General features: G+C 47.3%; 17 protein-coding genes. 11 read left to right on the forward strand and 6 right to left on the reverse strand.

Annotated features, from left to right (window positions below; translation table 11 throughout):
- Nucleotides 1-31 precede the first annotated feature (31 nt).
- The 8 genes from MJO46_RS11390 to glnG all read left to right on the forward strand — a co-directional run bounded on the left by MJO46_RS11390 (nt 32) and on the right by glnG (nt 7,398).
- Nucleotides 32-343 (forward strand): pyrimidine/purine nucleoside phosphorylase, encoded by a 312-nt coding sequence (locus MJO46_RS11390; protein ID WP_253989412.1) that lies wholly within the window; start codon nt 32-34, stop codon nt 341-343.
- Nucleotides 344-631: 288 nt separating this feature from the next.
- Nucleotides 632-1,228, forward strand: coding sequence for a TetR/AcrR family transcriptional regulator (locus MJO46_RS11395; protein ID WP_253989413.1), 597 nt, complete (start codon nt 632-634; stop codon nt 1,226-1,228).
- 141 nt (nt 1,229-1,369) lie between these two features.
- Nucleotides 1,370-2,527 (forward strand): iron-containing alcohol dehydrogenase, encoded by a 1,158-nt coding sequence (locus tag MJO46_RS11400; RefSeq protein WP_253989414.1) that lies wholly within the window; start codon nt 1,370-1,372, stop codon nt 2,525-2,527.
- A 71-nt stretch (nt 2,528-2,598) separates the two neighbouring features.
- On the forward strand, nt 2,599-3,291 hold the full coding sequence (locus MJO46_RS11405; RefSeq protein ID WP_253989415.1) for a type 1 glutamine amidotransferase domain-containing protein: 693 nt from the start codon (nt 2,599-2,601) through the stop codon (nt 3,289-3,291).
- 134 nt (nt 3,292-3,425) lie between these two features.
- Nucleotides 3,426-4,052: a glutathione S-transferase family protein gene (locus tag MJO46_RS11410; RefSeq protein WP_253989416.1), complete on the forward strand. Its 627-nt coding sequence runs from the start codon at nt 3,426-3,428 to the stop codon at nt 4,050-4,052.
- 190 nt (nt 4,053-4,242) lie between these two features.
- Nucleotides 4,243-4,779: a DUF4124 domain-containing protein gene (locus tag MJO46_RS11415; protein WP_253989417.1), complete on the forward strand. Its 537-nt coding sequence runs from the start codon at nt 4,243-4,245 to the stop codon at nt 4,777-4,779.
- Nucleotides 4,780-4,900: 121 nt separating this feature from the next.
- Nucleotides 4,901-5,947: a nitrogen regulation protein NR(II) gene (gene glnL / locus MJO46_RS11420; RefSeq protein ID WP_253989418.1), complete on the forward strand. Its 1,047-nt coding sequence runs from the start codon at nt 4,901-4,903 to the stop codon at nt 5,945-5,947.
- A gap of 38 nt (nt 5,948-5,985) precedes the next feature.
- On the forward strand, nt 5,986-7,398 hold the full coding sequence (gene glnG, locus MJO46_RS11425; protein WP_253989419.1) for a nitrogen regulation protein NR(I): 1,413 nt from the start codon (nt 5,986-5,988) through the stop codon (nt 7,396-7,398).
- Nucleotides 7,399-7,525: 127 nt separating this feature from the next.
- Here the strand turns inward: glnG and MJO46_RS11430 are convergent, their stop codons facing one another.
- From MJO46_RS11430 to MJO46_RS11440, 3 genes are all read right to left on the reverse strand, one after another.
- Nucleotides 7,526-8,089 (reverse strand): porin family protein, encoded by a 564-nt coding sequence (locus MJO46_RS11430; RefSeq protein ID WP_253989420.1) that lies wholly within the window; start codon nt 8,087-8,089, stop codon nt 7,526-7,528.
- Nucleotides 8,090-8,277: 188 nt separating this feature from the next.
- Nucleotides 8,278-9,171: a cation diffusion facilitator family transporter gene (locus tag MJO46_RS11435; RefSeq protein WP_253989421.1), complete on the reverse strand. Its 894-nt coding sequence runs from the start codon at nt 9,169-9,171 to the stop codon at nt 8,278-8,280.
- A 62-nt stretch (nt 9,172-9,233) separates the two neighbouring features.
- Complete coding sequence (locus MJO46_RS11440) at nt 9,234-9,710, reverse strand: Spy/CpxP family protein refolding chaperone (protein ID WP_253989456.1); 477 nt, start codon at nt 9,708-9,710, stop codon at nt 9,234-9,236.
- Between the two features lie 345 nt (nt 9,711-10,055).
- Here MJO46_RS11440 and MJO46_RS11445 point away from each other — a divergent pair, with 345 nt between their 5' ends.
- Together MJO46_RS11445 and MJO46_RS11450 are read left to right on the forward strand one after the other, a co-directional pair.
- Nucleotides 10,056-10,742, forward strand: coding sequence for a response regulator (locus tag MJO46_RS11445; protein ID WP_011074105.1), 687 nt, complete (start codon nt 10,056-10,058; stop codon nt 10,740-10,742).
- Nucleotides 10,743-10,757: 15 nt separating this feature from the next.
- A complete protein-coding gene (locus MJO46_RS11450) occupies nt 10,758-12,107 on the forward strand; it encodes an ATP-binding protein (RefSeq protein WP_253989422.1) in 1,350 nt (449 codons plus the stop codon).
- Nucleotides 12,108-12,149: 42 nt separating this feature from the next.
- On the opposite strand, the gene MJO46_RS11455 is transcribed toward MJO46_RS11450, so the two are convergent.
- Nucleotides 12,150-14,045: a sigma-54-dependent Fis family transcriptional regulator gene (locus tag MJO46_RS11455; protein ID WP_253989423.1), complete on the reverse strand. Its 1,896-nt coding sequence runs from the start codon at nt 14,043-14,045 to the stop codon at nt 12,150-12,152.
- Between the two features lie 260 nt (nt 14,046-14,305).
- On the opposite strand from MJO46_RS11455, the gene MJO46_RS11460 reads away from it, so the two are divergent.
- The gene (locus tag MJO46_RS11460; RefSeq protein ID WP_253989424.1) at nt 14,306-15,826 is read left to right on the forward strand and encodes an aldehyde dehydrogenase family protein; all 1,521 of its coding nucleotides are present in this window, start codon (nt 14,306-14,308) and stop codon (nt 15,824-15,826) included.
- Nucleotides 15,827-15,983: 157 nt separating this feature from the next.
- Here the strand turns inward: MJO46_RS11460 and MJO46_RS11465 are convergent, their stop codons facing one another.
- Both MJO46_RS11465 and MJO46_RS11470 read right to left on the reverse strand, forming a co-directional pair.
- A complete protein-coding gene (locus tag MJO46_RS11465) occupies nt 15,984-16,487 on the reverse strand; it encodes a hypothetical protein (RefSeq protein ID WP_253989425.1) in 504 nt (167 codons plus the stop codon).
- 70 nt (nt 16,488-16,557) lie between these two features.
- Entirely contained in the window at nt 16,558-17,013 is a 456-nt protein-coding gene (locus MJO46_RS11470; protein WP_253989426.1) for a DUF2809 domain-containing protein, read from the reverse strand.
- Nucleotides 17,014-17,221 lie beyond the last annotated feature (208 nt).

The raw sequence follows: 17,221 nt of genomic DNA on the forward strand, positions 1-17,221 counted from the left end.
TCGATTGAAGCCAATTTGTTGAGGATAAATAATGAGTTTAATTGAACAAGTATCAGTCGCTAAAAAAGCTAATATCTACTTTGAGGGTAAAGTTGCCAGCCGCAGTGTATTTTTTGCCGATGGCAGTAAAAAAACGTTAGGTGTAGTGCTTCCTGGTGAATATGAATTTTCGACTTCTCAGGGCGAAATTATGGAAGTGACTAGCGGCCGTTTTGAGGTATTACTGCCAGAAACGACGACTTGGCAAGAATTTAGCGAAGGCACGCAATTTGAGCTTGCCGCCAATGTCAGCTTCAAAATCCGCAATACAGCCATTGCCGAATATTGCTGCAGTTACCTCTAATCAGCTTGATTGAGTAAAAGTTTCAATATCAATTATGAATCTAATGCCCACTGTGACGGTTTATCTCAGCACTGTGGGTATTTTGTCCTACCGAACCATTTCTCCTTGCCACAATTTCCCCCTCTGCATGCCTTATCCGTCTGGCTTTTTATCAATCTGGCCGTTTTGTTAAACTGACTCAGGACCGCTTAAACCTCCCGACTTAAAGAAGATTAAATTGGGCGTGTTGAAAATCGAAGATAAAACCAACACTAGACGACCGGTCTAATTTGATTTATGCTACGCCCCATGAAAATTGAAACTCAATCCACTCGCCAGCACATTCTCGACATCGGCTATAAGCTGATCGTACGCAAAGGCTTCTCCAGCGTCGGCTTATCCCTACTGCTGCAGGCGGCCGAAGTGCCTAAAGGCTCGTTTTATCACTACTTCAAATCCAAAGAACAATTTGGCGAAGCGCTGATTACTGATTATTTTGAAAAATATCAGTTAGATTTAGACGCATTATTCAATGACTCAACACTGACGGGCTATCAACGCTTGATGCAGTACTGGCAACAATGGCTGCACGTACAAGCCGACGGCTGCGTAGATCAAAAGTGTCTGGTCGTGAAACTCAGCGCCGAAGTGGCCGATTTATCCGAAGCCATGCGCCTTGCCTTATTGAAAGGTTCCGCCGGCATCATAGACAGGCTAACCACTTGTGTTCAAGTGGGCATAACTGATAAATCAATCGCCGAGCAAGATCCGCAATCGACCGCGGAAATGTTGTATCACATGTGGTTAGGCGCCAGCTTAATGAATAAATTAGGCCACAGCCCTGCGGCACTCGAACGCGCGCTCGTGACGACTAAAGCCATTTTAACGCCTAAAACGGCCCCTTAATCTAAACCGACTCAAAACTAATATTGGCTGATATCGATCAGCCAAAGATTTTTAAAGAATACATTTTCACGCCCTCAAATTAGACGACTGGTCTACTAATTTAAGGGCCACTTATTAATGAAATCGTAGGATAAATTGTCCATGCTAAATTTTAACTATTACAACCCGACCCGCATCCGTTTTGGTAAAAACACTATCGCCGCAATTGATGCTTTAGTACCCAGCGATGCTAAAGTCATGATCCTCTTTGGCGGCAGCAGCGCCAGAAAAACCGGCACGTTAGACGAAGTAAAACAATCATTGGGCAATCGTTTCGTTGTCGAGTTCGATGGCATTGAGCCAAACCCAACCTATGAAACCTTAATGAAAGCCGTCGCCCAAGTGCGTGAGCAGAATATCGACTTCCTCCTCGCGGTTGGCGGTGGTTCGGTTATCGATGGCACTAAATTTGTTGCCGCGGCAGCGGTATTTGAAGGTGAACCTTGGGACATCCTCACTAGCTGGGGCGCAAAAGTGACTCAAGCTATGCCCTTTGGCTCAGTATTAACCTTGCCAGCGACGGGTTCAGAGATGAACAACGCCAGCGTAGTGACCCGTAAATCACTGCAAGCTAAGCTGCCATTCCGTAATGACTTGGTTTATCCACAATTCTCCATACTCGATCCGACGAAAACCTTCACCTTGCCAGAACGCCAAGTGGCCAACGGTGTGGTCGATGCTTTTGTGCATATCACAGAGCAATACTTAACTTACCCAGTTAACGCTGCCGTGCAGGACAGATTTGCCGAAGGTCTACTACAAACCTTGATTGAGCTTGGTCCACAGGTACTAATGCAACCCCAAGACTATGACATTCGCGCCAACTTAATGTGGGTCGCCACTATGGCACTTAACGGCACGATTGGCGTCGGTGTTCCCCACGACTGGGCAACCCACATGATAGGCCATGAACTCACTGCACTTTACGATATCGACCATGCGCGTACATTGGCAATCGTACTGCCTGCCCTGCTGCAGTGCACAAAAGAGGCTAAACGCGAAAAGTTACTCCAATACGCCGACCGAGTTTGGCACATCAACACAGGTACTGATGACGAGCGCATCGATGCCGCCATTGCAAAAACCAAGGCTTTCTTCGAAGCCATGGGCATAGCGACACATTTATCTGCCTATGATCTCGATGCCAGCCACGTTGATACTGTCGTGAAACAGCTTGAACTGCACGGCATGGTGGCGCTTGGTGAACACGGCAATATTGACCCAGCCATGAGTCGTGAGATTTTGACCTTAGCCCTCTAACGTCAAATAGTATCCTGATTGAACTAAACCCAAAGCTCACACGTATTGAGGTGAGCAACTTAGGTAAAGGTATGAAAATGAATATATTAATGGTACTTACGTCACACGATAAACTCGGCGACACAGGTTTAAAAACCGGCTTTTGGCTCGAAGAATTCGCCTCACCTTTTTATGAGTTTAAAGATAAAGGTTTTGATATTACCTTAGCCTCGCCACAGGGCGGTCAACCACCGCTCGACCCTAAAAGTGATGAGCCAGACTTTCAGACCGCAGCTACTGCGCGCTTTAGCAAAGATCCCGAGGCGCAAGCACTGCTGGCAAATACCACTCGCTTAAGTGAAATAAACGCAGCGGATTATGATGCGGTTTTCTATCCAGGCGGCCACGGCCCACTGTGGGATCTTGCCGAAGATAAGCATTCTATCGCCTTGATTGAACAGTTCTATCAAGCGAATAAACCCCTAGGGCTAGTCTGTCATGCGCCTGCTGCATTGCTGCATCCTAAAACCAGTGATGGTAAGCCATTGGTCAGCGGTAAGCGTGTTACTGGTTTCAGTAATTCTGAAGAAGAAGCCGTGCAACTCACTCATGTCGTGCCATTTTTGGTTGAAGACATGCTGCAGAAAAATGGTGGCACTTATGTCAAAGGTGATGACTGGACAAGCTTTGTCGTCGCAGATGGCCATTTGATCACAGGCCAAAATCCGGGGTCATCGGAAGCCGTTGCGCAGGCCATAGTTGCGCAACTGAACGCGAGAGGCTAAGCGATAAATACGCAATGCTCAGCTTGAAATAAACAAAGACAGGCGCACAAGTGTGCTAAATGCGTTAAAAAAGATCTGCCGCACCATAATGGTGCGGTAGCCAAAATGTACTCTCACCGTCGAAAGGGAAGCCCATGATCACCTTGCACCATCTCAATAAATCACGCTCTAAACGTATCATCTGGTTGCTAGAAGAACTCGGTCAACCTTATCAAATCAAGAGTTATCAGCGTGATAGCCAGACTTTTCTCGCACCACCCGAACTTAAGCAAATTCATCCGTTGGGCAAATCTCCCGTTATCGAAATGGACGGGCAAGTGATAGCCGAGTCGGGCGCGATCACTGAGTATCTGATTGAAAAATATGCGGCTGACACCTTAGCACCGGCTAGAGACAGCGCTGACTACGTCGATTATCTGCAATGGCTACACTTTGCCGAAAGCTCAGCCATGCTGCCTTTATTACTGCGTATGTTCGTGCAAAAGGATGGCTGTAAAACCAACTTCCTTGAAGGTTATGCGGCGATGGAAGTCAGCAAGATAAGCCACTACTTCAATGATAGGTTAGCCGATAAAACCTACTTGGTTGCAGACAAGCTCACAGGCGCGGATATTATGATGTCCTTCGTGGTCGAACTACTGGCTAACAGTGGCGATCTCGCAAAATTTGAACACATTCAACGCTATGCAACTCAATTGTTCCAACACTCTGCTTGGGTTAAAGCGAGTGAGATCGAGAAACGACTCGACGCAAGCCTGTAATTTACAACTCGAGTTCGGGTACATGATAGTGCCCGAATTTAAGCACATTGGACCCAGTCCGCTTTTGCCTCCCTTTTTCTGCCTGCTTTACACCTTCCATATAACGACGCCGCATAACAAACACCATGATTTTTGATGTAAAAGAGACTAATCTTGATCAACTCCCCCTCACTGATAAAAGGGCTTTTGCATGCGCACATTCACACTCATAGGCCTATTGCTGCTTAGCATGCTGGCACAGGCAACTGTGTATAAATGGGTCGATAAGGATGGGAAAGTTCATTACTCTGATGAACCACATCCCAATGCAGAAGTAGTTGAGTTAAAAGAGAAAACCTTGAACCAAATCGCCTTACCTCCAGCCCAACTCGATTCTAGCGCTAACGATCAAGTGATTGAAAACATGGCTTATCAAGTCAATATCACTTCGCCTGAAGAAGAAGCGACCGTCAGAGATAATAATGGCGATTTTGAAGTGATAGCCACTGTGACACCCGAAATTAAGGGCCGATATCTGATGGCATTAAAACTCGATGGACAAGTGGTTGGCCAACCCCAAGTGGGCGGCATATTTAAACTCACCAACATAGATAGGGGCGAACATACCCTTGTTGTTGACGCTATGACTCAAAGCGGCAAAGTCTTTGCATCTAGTTCACCAAGAAAGATATTTCTTCATCAAGCGGCGATGACTCCACCCCCAAAGAAACAACCAAAATCCAATTAAGACATTTAATAACAATGTGTTAGGTTGTTCAGGATAAATTAGACCGTTTGATGAAGTCGAGTTGCAGCTTGCACCAGATTGGTGCACCATAGTGGTGCAACTTTATTTTCAGGAACGGTCGATGGATAAAGAGACTCTGCTTAATCATTTAGTCACTGCGGTACTTGTCATAGATAAGGATCTCAAACCTTGCTATGCCAATGCGGCGGCAGAGCAATTATTAGGCGTGGGTAGCCATAGACTAATAGAGCAAGCCTTGCCGGAGCATTATCAAATTCTTGGTATCCAGGCTCAATTGCTGAGTGATGCCGTACAAGCCAGCCAAGGATTAACGGTAAACACCGCCACACTTGTCACCCTCGATGGCCAACATCACACTGTGGATCTCACACTGATCCCCCTCGAAAATGAAACGCAATTGAGCCTGCTTGAGCTGCGCCAAGTCGACCAACAGCGACGTATCCACCAGCAACTGAGCCAAGATGCACAACAGCAAGCGGCGCAGTTTTTAGTGCGTAACTTAGCCCACGAGATCAAAAATCCCCTCGGCGGTCTGCGCGGTGCGGCGCAGCTATTATCCCGGGAACTCGACGACCCGGCACAAAAGGAATTTACTAGCCTAATCATAGAGCAAGCCGATCGCCTGCGTAACTTAGTCGACCGCCTGCTCGGCCCCCAAAGGCCGACACAACACAGTCTGCATAACATTCATCAAGTGGTGCAGAAGGTGTACAAACTGGTGGAAATGACGCTGCCCGCCAATATCCAGTTAAAGCGAGACTACGATCCGTCCATTCCCGATATCGAGATGGACCCAGACCAAATGCAGCAGGCCGTGCTCAATATTTTGCAAAACGCAGTCCAAGCACTTGAGCATACGGGCGGCGAGATTTTGATCCGCACTCGCACCCAGCACCAAGTGACAATAGGCTCACAGCGCCACAAGCTAGTGCTAACCCTATCCATTATCGACAATGGTCCTGGTATACCACCAGAGCTGATGGATACGCTGTTTTACCCTATGGTCACCAGCCGGGAGCAAGGTTCAGGGCTAGGTTTGTCAATTGCCCATAATATTGCCCGATTACATTCGGGCAGAATCGATTGTCTCTCCAGCGCAGGGCATACCGAATTTATGATTTCTTTACCGATTTTAAGCGCCAAATAATTGCGACAGCACCAACCCATACCGTATGAGGAAGCAAGATGCGAATGAGTGAACAAGTGTGGATCCTCGACGATGATAGCTCGATACGTTGGGTGCTAGAAAAAGCACTCCAAGGTGCCAAACTCAGCACCGCCAGCTTTGCCGCGGCTGAGTCCCTATGGCAGGCATTAGAGATCTCCCAACCAAGGGTAATAGTGTCGGATATCCGCATGCCGGGAACAGATGGGCTCAGCCTACTCGAAAGGCTGCAAATCCATTACCCACATATCCCCGTGATCATTATGACGGCGCACTCGGACTTAGACAGTGCCGTCAGCGCCTATCAAGCGGGCGCATTTGAGTATCTACCCAAACCCTTCGACATCGATGAGGCCATCTCCCTCGTCGAGCGCGCACTCACCCATGCAACCGAGCAGAGCCCGGCCCCCACGCAGGAAACCCAAGTCAAAACCCCCGAAATCATAGGTGAAGCGCCAGCGATGCAGGAAGTGTTTCGCGCTATAGGTAGGCTTTCACGCTCATCGATCAGCGTGCTGATCAATGGTCAATCGGGTACGGGAAAAGAGTTAGTGGCTGGCGCATTACACAAGCACAGCCCACGTAAAGATAAGCCGTTTATCGCGCTGAACATGGCGGCGATCCCTAAGGATTTGATCGAGTCTGAACTCTTCGGCCATGAAAAAGGTGCCTTCACAGGTGCCGCCAACGTGCGCCAAGGTCGCTTCGAGCAAGCTAACGGTGGCACCCTCTTTTTAGATGAAATCGGCGATATGCCGCTGGATGTGCAAACACGACTGCTACGGGTCCTCGCCGATGGCCAGTTCTACCGAGTCGGTGGCCACAGCGCGGTACAAGTCGATGTGCGCATTATTGCGGCGACCCACCAAGATCTTGAATTGTTAGTACAAAAAGGCGGCTTTAGGGAAGATTTATTCCATCGCCTCAACGTGATCCGCGTGCACTTACCGCCACTATCACAACGCCGTGAGGACATACCCCAGCTCGCTACCCATTTTCTGGCCTCGGCGGCAAAGGAAATCGGCGTCGAAACTAAAATAATGACCAAGGAAACTGCGGCTAAGCTCTCACAGCTTCCCTGGCCGGGTAACGTAAGGCAGCTCGAAAACACCTGTCGTTGGTTAACCGTAATGGCATCGGGGCAAGAAATTTTACCCCAGGATTTACCGCCTGAGCTGCTCAAAGAGCCTGTGAGTGTGGCCCACGCGGCGAAAGGCAGCCAAGATTGGCAATCAGCACTGACTGAGTGGATAGATCAAAAACTCTCGGAGGGAAATAGCGATCTATTGACCGAGGTGCAGCCCGCTTTCGAGCGTATTCTACTAGAAACTGCGCTGCGCCATACCCAAGGCCATAAACAAGAAGCGGCGAAACGTTTAGGTTGGGGGCGAAATACGCTAACGCGAAAATTAAAAGAGTTGTCTATGGATTAAGCGTTACCCGCTAATAATAGCGATATAGGTTTATTTTTAGACAACAAAAAGGGATATATTCATATCCCTTTGTATAGATTTATTCTATTGCGGCTCGCGACGATTAAACGCGCTAAATACCGACAAATTAGAATTGATAATGTACACCGACAGCAAATTGCTTAATATCTGTGTCAATATCGTTTAATCCTAAATAGTTATTATCAGCATCCAATTCACCCGTAGTGACATCATAACTGACTCGAATATTGAGGTGCTCGGTCACGGCAGCATTTACACCTACACCGTAGGTCCAACCAAAACCAGTCAAGTCTTCATCAAAACCATTACCATCGAGCACTATCGCCATAGAGGCGATACCCACTTTACCGTAAACTGAGAAAATATCATTGATTTGTGCGGTAAATTTAGGTGTAAAGCTTAATGCGCCAGCGCTAACATCCACATCCCTATCGCCTAGATCGCCAGTGGCAAACAGGTTAGCTTCTAAACCAAACCAGTCGTTAAAGTTATAACCGCCGTAAGCACCAATACCAGTACCTGACTGAGAGTCAGTAAAATCATCACCATCGATTGTGACTTTATTCAATGCACCACCTACATAAAATCCTGTTGTGTCGGTGGCCGCAGAAACTTGGGCTGTCGCTAATACTGATAATAAAGAAATGGTAACTAAAGATAATTTTTTCATCATACTTCCCTAATGATTTAAGCTGATAACTAAACGCTGCGGATATTACAACAAACCGATAAGAAGAGTTACCGGTGACAAAAATTAAATACACTCTATACAGGATTGATTCAGCTTTAAATAAGCGGCTCAAAAAGAACCGCTATACAGTCGTAGACTTGTTTTAACCGCGACATCTCATCCTAAACTTACGGATTGAGACTCGGCTCCAGTTTTACCGGATCTTGGTGAATAATCACCTCAGCATCTTCAAATGCAGCCTTGACTCTTATCCCTGTTGTATCGGCAATACTGTGGGCTTCATTCAAACTTAAATTGCCATCGAGCTCTAAATGAAATTGAATAAAAACCGTTTTACCCGCCTGCCGCGTCCGTAAATCATGCAGCCCTTGCACCCGAGGGTCTTCCTTCGCAATTTGCTTGATCTGCTGACGGGTTTCTTCATCTAACTCTCGGTCTAACAGAGCCTGAATTGAGCGATAACCTAGGCCAAAGGCTTGATGACCAATATAAAAGGCAATCATTACCGCAAATAATCCATCTGTCCACCACCAGCCATATTGGGATAGGACTAATGCCAATAACACAGCTGCATTAAGGAATAGGTCGGACTTATAGTGTAATGAATCGGCTTCTACCACTGTGCTATTGGTTGCGGCGAGCGCCCGTTTTTGCAACATCACCAATGCCAGTGTCAACACTATCGCAACCACAGAAACCACTACCCCTAGGGTGGCATTTTCCACAGGTGCAGGGGTAATAAGGCGTTCTCCACCGTAAAACAGCAACAAAAAAGCGGAGCCCATAATAAAGGCTGATTGGGCGAGGGATGCTAAGGGTTCTGCTTTTCCGTGACCATACCTATGGTCATGATCGGCAGGCACTAACGCATAGCGAATGGCAATAAAGTTGATAATAGAAGCGAGTGCATCGGCAAAGGAGTCCGTCAGGGACGCCAACATACTGGCAGAACCTGAGTATAACCAAGCCAATAGCTTGATAGTAATAAGGGTCAAAGCGGTAGCCACGGAAGCGCGGCTAGCCAGTTTGACCCAAAAATCGTATTGGGAAGTTTGAGTCATTGGGATTTATATCGGGAAGCTATGACTCTATTGTATATCAGCTAAGTTGCTTAACCGCGAGGTTATTTAACAACTTGTGCTTCAAATCGCGCTTTAAATTTAGCCTGCTGCTCCGCCGTCAGCAGATTGTAAATTTGGTTCTGCATCTTCATACGCTCGATAGCATGCTCTTGACGCTTTTCTTGCTGCGCGCTGAGTAACGCCTTGGCCTGTGCTTCATCAAAGCTTGCAGAGGTGATTAAAGCTTGCAGTTCATTGCGAAGGGCTAAACGTGCTTCTTTCGTTGGTCGATCTTCACTGCGAGCGGCACGTTGCTCGGCAAACAGTTTTTTAATATCGGCCTTCTGCGCATCGGTTAAATCGAGCCCTTCAAACATTCTGTGCATACCGTCATGGGCCATCCTATCGCCTTTTTTATGGAACTCACCCATTGAATGGTCACAACCTTGAGTCGGTTCTGCATTGACCGTTGTCGCTAATACGGCTGAGCTTGCGAATAAGGCAAATAGGCCTGCTTTTAAAGGAGATAATGTTTTCATCATGTTAACCTCAATAGTTCAACTTTATGTTGTAAAGATAAGACACAGTGACGACCCTTTTAAAAGCCAAATCACTTTCGACCATTACAGTCTAAAGGGCTATATGTAAGTGAGGGCGTTGCCTGAGTAAATCACTGTAAAGTTGCGACAATAACTCTGCCCAAACAACCTTAATATGCTGAAACTCGACTCTTGAGGTAACTTGGATATAGCAGATTCTCTATTCTTTACTTTGGCTTACATTGCTACACAGCAATTGACATCAAAACGGGTATACTCAGCCAAAGTACAAAATTGCCAGTGATAAAAGCGTATAAAGCCATATCACAAAGATTAAGGAACAGTATGAGTCGGATATTATTGATCGATGACGATCTCGGTTTATCGGAACTCCTCGGGCAATTACTCGAGTTAGAAGGGTTTAAGTTAACCCTGGCCTACGATGGCAAACAGGGCCTAGAGTTGGCCTTGGCGACGGACTACGATTTGATCTTACTCGATGTGATGTTACCTAAGTTAAATGGTTTCGAAGTGCTACGCGCCCTACGACAACATAAGCAAACCCCAGTGTTAATGCTGACCGCCCGAGGTGATGAAATCGACCGCGTTGTTGGCCTTGAAATCGGGGCCGACGACTATTTGCCTAAGCCCTTTAACGACAGAGAGCTTATCGCCCGTATTCGCGCCATTATCCGCCGCTCCCATTTAACGGCCCAAGAAATTCATGCGACTCCAGCACAGGAATTTGGTGATCTGCGTTTAGACCCTTCCCGCCAAGAGGCTTACTGTAACGAGCAGTTGATCATACTCACTGGCACAGAATTTACCCTGCTGCATACTCTGGCGCTGCACGCTGGCGAGTTAATGAATAAGGAAGAATTAAACGAAATTGTGCTCGGTAAAAAACTGATGCCCTTCGATCGCAGTTTAGATATGCACCTGTCCAATTTACGGAAAAAGCTCCCCGAACGTAGCGATGGCAGGCCGAGGGTGAAAACTATCCGTGGCAAAGGCTATATTTGGTTACCCTAAACGGCGGAGTTGACTGTGCCTAATCGCTTATTTATCAAATTATTACTCGGATTTTGGCTCTGCAGCTCGCTGATCATTGCTTTGGTTGGCCTATTGCCATTGCTACAACAAAATCATGATAGGGCACCCATTCCACCGCACCTTGAAAAAATGCTCGCCACGGTTGCATTACGCATCCAAGAAAATCCGACTCTACTCAAATCAGATTTTCTGCGCCGCTGGGAAAGACACAGGGATATAGAAGGTAAACCACTGCGGCTGTACTTAGTAAACAGCCAAGGACAAGTGCTTAATACCAATAGAATAAGCCGCGGTGTTCGCAGCTTTATGTTAATGACCGATGAAGAAAAACAACCTATTAGCCATCAATTTAAAGACGAATTGGTTTTCGGTCCCCACCAATTCACCTTAGAAGGTGAAACCTATTTTATCTATGGCCGCCTACCGGATATCCATCCGCGTCCTTGGTTTTTCTTCTTCATTGAAAACAAGCTATTAACGCTAAGCCTAGCGATTTTTCTATCGGGATTACTCTGTGGCCTACTCGCATGGCATCTAGGCAAAGCATTAAATTCACTTAAAAAGAGTGCCAATGCCCTCGCAGAAGGTGACTTAAGCAACCGCGTAGATAGGGCAACAACCCAACGTAATGATGAAATAGGCCAACTCGCCACTGCTTTTAACAGCATGGCGGATTCCATTGAAGCTATGGTGAACAACCAACAGCGGTTGATGGGTGACATTTCCCATGAACTGCGCACCCCCTTGACGCGCCTGCAACTATCCCTCGCCCTCGCCCGTAAAAAGGGGCAGCAAACCACAGAGACAGACCGCATCGCCTACGAGGCCGAGCAGTTAGAGAAACTGATCGCCGAGTTACTCGAGTTGTCACGAGTTAAACTCAGCACTAACGAGACAAAGGTCAAATTAGGCCTAGCCGAATCCTTAAGCCAAGTATTGGATGATGCAGAATTTGAAGCCGAGCAACAGGGCAAAAAAATCACCATAGAAATAGATGAAGATATCGAATTAGCTCAATTTCCAAAATCCCTTTCCCGCGCCATCGAAAACCTGCTGCGCAATGCGATTCGTTATGCCCAAAATGATATCTATATACACGCCAGCGCCACGGCTGATGAAGTCTATATCACCATTAAAGATGATGGTCCTGGCATTGATGCCTCTGAGCTTGATGCTATTTTTAAGCCTTTCTACCGCCCCGATTCGGCAAGACAGAGAGAAAGTGGCGGTTGGGGTTTAGGACTTGCCATTACCGAAGCTGCGATTACCGCCCATAAGGGTAAGATTAAGGCGAAAAACTGCATTCCACATGGGCTTGAAGTCAATATTACTCTACCTGTTTAAACCTTAAATCAATCGACATGGGACTAAACCTTACGCTTAGAGCTAAGCTTTAAGTCCCATCTGTTTCAATTTACGATACAAGGCATTACGGCTAATCCCTAAGCGTTTAGCGCATTGACTTACATTGCCATTACAAGCCTGAAATGCCTGCTGCACATTGCTATAAATCGCCTTATTTAAGGAGTCTGATCTAACCGCCGCGATATTCAACTCCGCAGTGAACTTGCCACTTTGCAGCAGTGATGCTGGATCTTGATGAGTTATCGCCTCTTCTGATAACAACTCAGCATTTAACCGTTCCACTTTTTGCGGCTCGCCCGCTAATTTAGCCGCCAGATAATCGGGCAAATGCTGCCACGTTAGGGTGCCATCTCCTTCTGCCATCAAGCAAGCCACTTGCATAAGGTTATCCAGTTCACGCAAATTGCCCGGCCAGTCGTGTTGCATCAATTGCCCTAGCAGTTCAGGGCAGATATCCTGCGCGGCGATACGATGTTTACGATGCAATTTATGGATAATACGCTCGATATCCAGCCGCTCACGCAGCGCAGGTAAACGTACTTGCAGACCATTCAATCGATAGAATAAATCCTGCCGAAACAACCCTTGAGTCACCTGTTGTTCTAAATCCATATGGGTCGCGGCAATGATTTGAATGTCGACTTTAAAGCTTTGATTACTGCCAACGGGCACCACTTCGCGCTCCTGCAGTACTCTGAGTAAACGACTCTGGGCCGCCAGCGGCATTTCACCGATTTCATCTAAAAACAAAAAACCGCCGTGGGCTTGGCGAATTTTACCGATAAATCCAGTGCGGTTGGCCCCAGTAAACGCGCCTGCCTGATAACCAAAGAGTTCAGATTCGACTAACTCGGCGGGCAATGCGGCGCAGTTCACCGCCACTAAGGGCTCGGTGCGACGCGCACTCTGGGCGTGGAGTTTTTTCACAAACTGCTCTTTACCGACGCCGGTTTCACCAAGCACTAACAGCGGAATTTGTTTAGTGATCACCTTATTGGCATGTTGCCATGCGCGCTCAAGTTGAGGATCGCGAAACCGCACACCCAATTGATTAAGCGATTTATTGCTCATCGCCACCCGACTCTTGGCGCTGGGAATATTTAAGGATTGAGTCTGTAGATGTAAGTCTAAATGCTGATTAAAGCCACCCGCACGGCTCCAATTATCGCCTAAGTACTGCTCAACGCTATCACCCACCTTGGCTTGATTAAGCAATTGTTTCGCCATGGGATTATACCCAACGATGCGGCCATCGCTATCGGCAATCACTATGCCCTGCCAACCCGAATTCAGCAGGTTTGGCTGCGCCGCTAAATCGATTCGATAATGGCTATCGGGCAGATGACACAAGAGCGCGGTCTCGACCTGCTGTGCCAAACTCGACACTAACATCAGCGTCTGCTGAGTGTGTCTTTGCTGCTCGCTGGTGATATCAATCACCCCAAGCATTTCACCTTGAGGGGAAAATATTGGGCAGGCGGTGCAACTCATAAAACGATTCTGGCGAATAAAATGCTGCTCACCCACCACAGAAACCGCTTGTTTGGCGGTGAGTGCCGTCCCTATCGCATTGGTGCCCTTGTGCTGCTCAAGCCAATTAACCCCAATATCCAGAGCCACATCCGCCAGTTTTGTGGAGTAGCGGCTCACGCCCCAGTGCCTAAGCACATAACCTTCGGCATCGGAGAGCAAGAGTCGGCTATTAGAATGCGCCATCAACTGATTGAACAAGGGCAAGGCATGGGATTGCACTAATGCTATGAGCATTTGATATTGCTCATGTTTCTGCTTTAGTTCGCTAGCATCGAGCCTAAGTTCTTGGGGTAACTGAAACTCGGACAAGCCAGCGCCAATGCTGCGCTGCCACGAATCGGCCAACCACGCCTGTGTCGATGGTAAATGCGGTTTAACTGCCATAGCCGTGCTCCCCCGAGCTGTGTTCCGTTTCGGCACACTTGAGTGTGCCGTTCGATGACAAAGTGACCACAGGACACACCTCACTCCCTGAGTGCCCATACTGTTTCAAATCTGCAAAATTAGCTTTTCATCATACTGTTAGCGCAACAAGTGTACAACTCTTGCCAGTTTGGCACCCTCCTTGCGATGCACCTTAGGTATGCAAGTCTCAAGTGTTACGTTAGAGAACACTAAGCTAATCAACAAGAAGGAATGATTCTATGATTTATGCTCAGCCCGGAACCGCAGGCGCAATCGTTAACTTCAAAGAAAAATATGCCAACTTTATCGGTGGTAAATGGGTCGCCCCAGTCAATGGTAAATACTTCGATAATCGCTCCCCCGTGAATGGCCAAAACTTTTGCCAAATCCCACGCTCCGATGCCCAAGATATTGAATTAGCATTAGATGCAGCCCACGCAGCGAGAGAAGCATGGGGTAAAACCTCAGTTACCGAACGTTCAAACCTGTTATTGCGCATTGCCGATCGGGTCGAACAAAATCTCGAATATTTAGCCGTCGCCGAAACCTGGGAAAACGGTAAAGCGGTGCGTGAAACCTTAAATGCCGACTTGCCCTTATTCGTCGATCACTTCCGCTACTTTGCCGGTTGCATCCGCGCACAGGAAGGCAGCGCCGCCGATATCGATGGCAATACTGTCAGTTATCACTTTCCAGAGCCTTTAGGCGTGGTCGGCCAGATTATTCCTTGGAACTTCCCGCTCTTAATGGCGGCATGGAAAATCGCCCCTGCGCTGGCGGCGGGTAACTGTGTGGTACTCAAGCCTGCGGAGCAGACACCAGTATCGATTCTGGTCTTGCTCGAACTGATTGAAGACCTATTACCCGCAGGGATCCTTAACGTAGTTAACGGCTTTGGCGCCGAAGCAGGACAAGCACTGGCCACCAGCAAACGCATCGCTAAACTTGCGTTTACGGGCTCCACCGAAATTGGTTATCACATTTTAAAATGCGCCGCAGAATCCTTAATTCCATCGACCGTTGAGCTTGGCGGCAAGTCGCCTAACGTGTTTTTTGCCGATGTGATGGACCATGAAGACGAATATTTAAATAAGGCCGTCGAAGGCATGTTGCTAGCCTTCTTTAACCAAGGTGAAGTCTGTACTTGCCCATCACGGGTGTTAATCCAAGAGTCGATTTTCGATCGCTTTATCGAAAAAGTACTCGCCCGCGCGCAAACCATTAAGCAAGGCGATCCCTTAGATACCGACACTCAAGTTGGCGCTCAAGCCTCTAAAGAACAGTTCGATAAAATCTTAAGCTACTTAGCCATAGGTAAGGCTGAAGGTGCAGAAGTGCTATTGGGAGGCACTCTTTGCCAACTCGATGGCGGCCAAAGCGAAGGTTATTACATCAGCCCGACGATTATGAAAGGCCACAATAAGATGCGTATCTTCCAAGAAGAGATCTTCGGCCCCGTCATTTCGGTCACCACCTTTAAAGATGAAGCCGAAGCCTTAGCGATCGCCAACGATACTGAGTACGGCTTAGGCGCTGGCGTGTGGACGCGGGATATGAACACAGCTCAACGTATGGGACGCGGCATTCAAGCGGGCCGCGTGTGGATTAACTGTTACCACGCCTATCCTGCCCATGCCGCTTTTGGCGGATACAAAAAATCCGGCATCGGCCGCGAAACCCATAAGATGATGCTCAACCATTATCAAAATACCAAGAATCTTTTGGTGAGTTACGATGTGAATCCTTTAGGTTTCTTCTAAGATTTTTAGGGACCTAGATGATGTGAGGAAGCTTTTATTTAGGTTTTTAAATGTCTTTGTAAACAGGCTTATAAAACTTTCCGCATGAGTAATAGATATAAATGATAAACATGAAAGGGCGAATAGCCCTTTCTCTTTTCACTCAATTCAAACCCACTCAGTTGATTTTATCAATCTGCGCTAATCGCTGGGCTAATTCAGCAAGAGAGGCTGCTGTTTGCGGATCGCTTTGGGGATCAACAACCTCAACTAGCTTAAGTTTCGGCCGCGCCGTTAACCAAGAGCTGCCCGCAGTAATGACTAAATCCAGCACAAACTGACCGTAATAGTGCAGCCGCACGCGGTTATCCGCCATGGGCCAGTGTGAGTGCAGTAGGAATGAATCATACATTTGCGCCAAAGAGGTTGTCGCAATGAGCTTAAACCCTTCATCAAGCAAACTAAACTCGGTTGATTCTTCAAAGGGACAATCGAAAGAAGTGATGACCAAATACCCCGAGGTGTTATTGGGTAAAACGCAGCGGTATTGACCTTCAATCACTAAGCCTGCAATAAAGGTATGAGTATGTTGGCCATTGAAATACAAAGGCATTTTCAGTGGATTAAGCTCAAGTCCATCGGTACGTGCTGTTAGCAGTGAAAACCCCGTTATCGGCTGCATCCCTTACCCCACTTATCTCGCCTACTTATCCGCGAAAACACATGCCACGCAGCTCTTGCAGATTCAAATACTAGGACTGACGGCTTTTCCAATAACAGCCCAATAAAATTAAGTAACCAACAAAATATGCCAACAGATCGAGTGGATCGAAATGGCTACCTATCACTATCCGCGCCAAGCGATTTCCGCCCAAGCCTAGCTTGTCGACTAAACCCCAATACTGACCAAACTCGATGGCAAAGGCAAACAGCAATACCGCGAGCGCCAACCAAGGAGTTTGAAATAAGCGCTTAATGCCCTCGTCTTTACTATTGGCGACCGGATTGACTGCTAGAGGAACGACAGCCCGCACCATGCAAAACAGTAAGATCACCACCAATACATCGCCCACAAAACCACGGATAAAACCCGCAGGCGCATATAAAGCAATTAAGACTTCGGTCAAAAATAATAAAACAGCATAAATACAAAAGGATTTACGACTCGGATTGCGGCTGATGAAAGCGCGAATAACGGCGGTAGACATAGATAAGTTAGTCCCTTCACTCGGTTGTGGTCGCAGAATCTACCGTAATACCAAGAGGTTAACAAGCGAGCTTTCGTTGACATTTAAGACTCGCCACCCAAGCAAGCGCACCACTTAACCCCACCAATTCGATAAATGTTCGCGCCTCAAAATTTAAGCGAGGTTTAAGTTTGGGTTAAGTAGCCTACACCTAAACCCACTTAGGAGC

It is taken from the genome of Shewanella sp. KJ2020, from assembly GCF_024197625.1.
In the GTDB taxonomy this organism is placed as follows: Bacteria; Pseudomonadota; Gammaproteobacteria; order Enterobacterales; family Shewanellaceae; genus Shewanella.

Bases quoted from the DNA above. Each gene is read 5' to 3' on its own strand.
- MJO46_RS11390 (WP_253989412.1), top strand. From the start codon at position 32: ATGAGTTTAATTGAACAAGTATCAGTCGCTAAAAAAGCTAATATCTAC.
- MJO46_RS11395 (WP_253989413.1), top strand. From the start codon at position 632: ATGAAAATTGAAACTCAATCCACTCGCCAGCACATTCTCGACATCGGC.
- MJO46_RS11400 (WP_253989414.1), top strand. From the start codon at position 1,370: ATGCTAAATTTTAACTATTACAACCCGACCCGCATCCGTTTTGGTAAA.
- MJO46_RS11405 (WP_253989415.1), top strand. From the start codon at position 2,599: ATGAAAATGAATATATTAATGGTACTTACGTCACACGATAAACTCGGC.
- MJO46_RS11410 (WP_253989416.1), top strand. From the start codon at position 3,426: ATGATCACCTTGCACCATCTCAATAAATCACGCTCTAAACGTATCATC.
- MJO46_RS11415 (WP_253989417.1), top strand. From the start codon at position 4,243: ATGCGCACATTCACACTCATAGGCCTATTGCTGCTTAGCATGCTGGCA.
- glnL (WP_253989418.1), top strand. From the start codon at position 4,901: ATGGATAAAGAGACTCTGCTTAATCATTTAGTCACTGCGGTACTTGTC.
- glnG (WP_253989419.1), top strand. From the start codon at position 5,986: ATGCGAATGAGTGAACAAGTGTGGATCCTCGACGATGATAGCTCGATA.
- MJO46_RS11430 (WP_253989420.1), bottom strand. From the start codon at position 8,089: ATGAAAAAATTATCTTTAGTTACCATTTCTTTATTATCAGTATTAGCG.
- MJO46_RS11435 (WP_253989421.1), bottom strand. From the start codon at position 9,171: ATGACTCAAACTTCCCAATACGATTTTTGGGTCAAACTGGCTAGCCGC.
- MJO46_RS11440 (WP_253989456.1), bottom strand. From the start codon at position 9,710: ATGAAAACATTATCTCCTTTAAAAGCAGGCCTATTTGCCTTATTCGCA.
- MJO46_RS11445 (WP_011074105.1), top strand. From the start codon at position 10,056: ATGAGTCGGATATTATTGATCGATGACGATCTCGGTTTATCGGAACTC.
- MJO46_RS11455 (WP_253989423.1), bottom strand. From the start codon at position 14,045: ATGGCAGTTAAACCGCATTTACCATCGACACAGGCGTGGTTGGCCGAT.
- MJO46_RS11460 (WP_253989424.1), top strand. From the start codon at position 14,306: ATGATTTATGCTCAGCCCGGAACCGCAGGCGCAATCGTTAACTTCAAA.
- MJO46_RS11465 (WP_253989425.1), bottom strand. From the start codon at position 16,487: ATGCAGCCGATAACGGGGTTTTCACTGCTAACAGCACGTACCGATGGA.
- MJO46_RS11470 (WP_253989426.1), bottom strand. From the start codon at position 17,013: ATGTCTACCGCCGTTATTCGCGCTTTCATCAGCCGCAATCCGAGTCGT.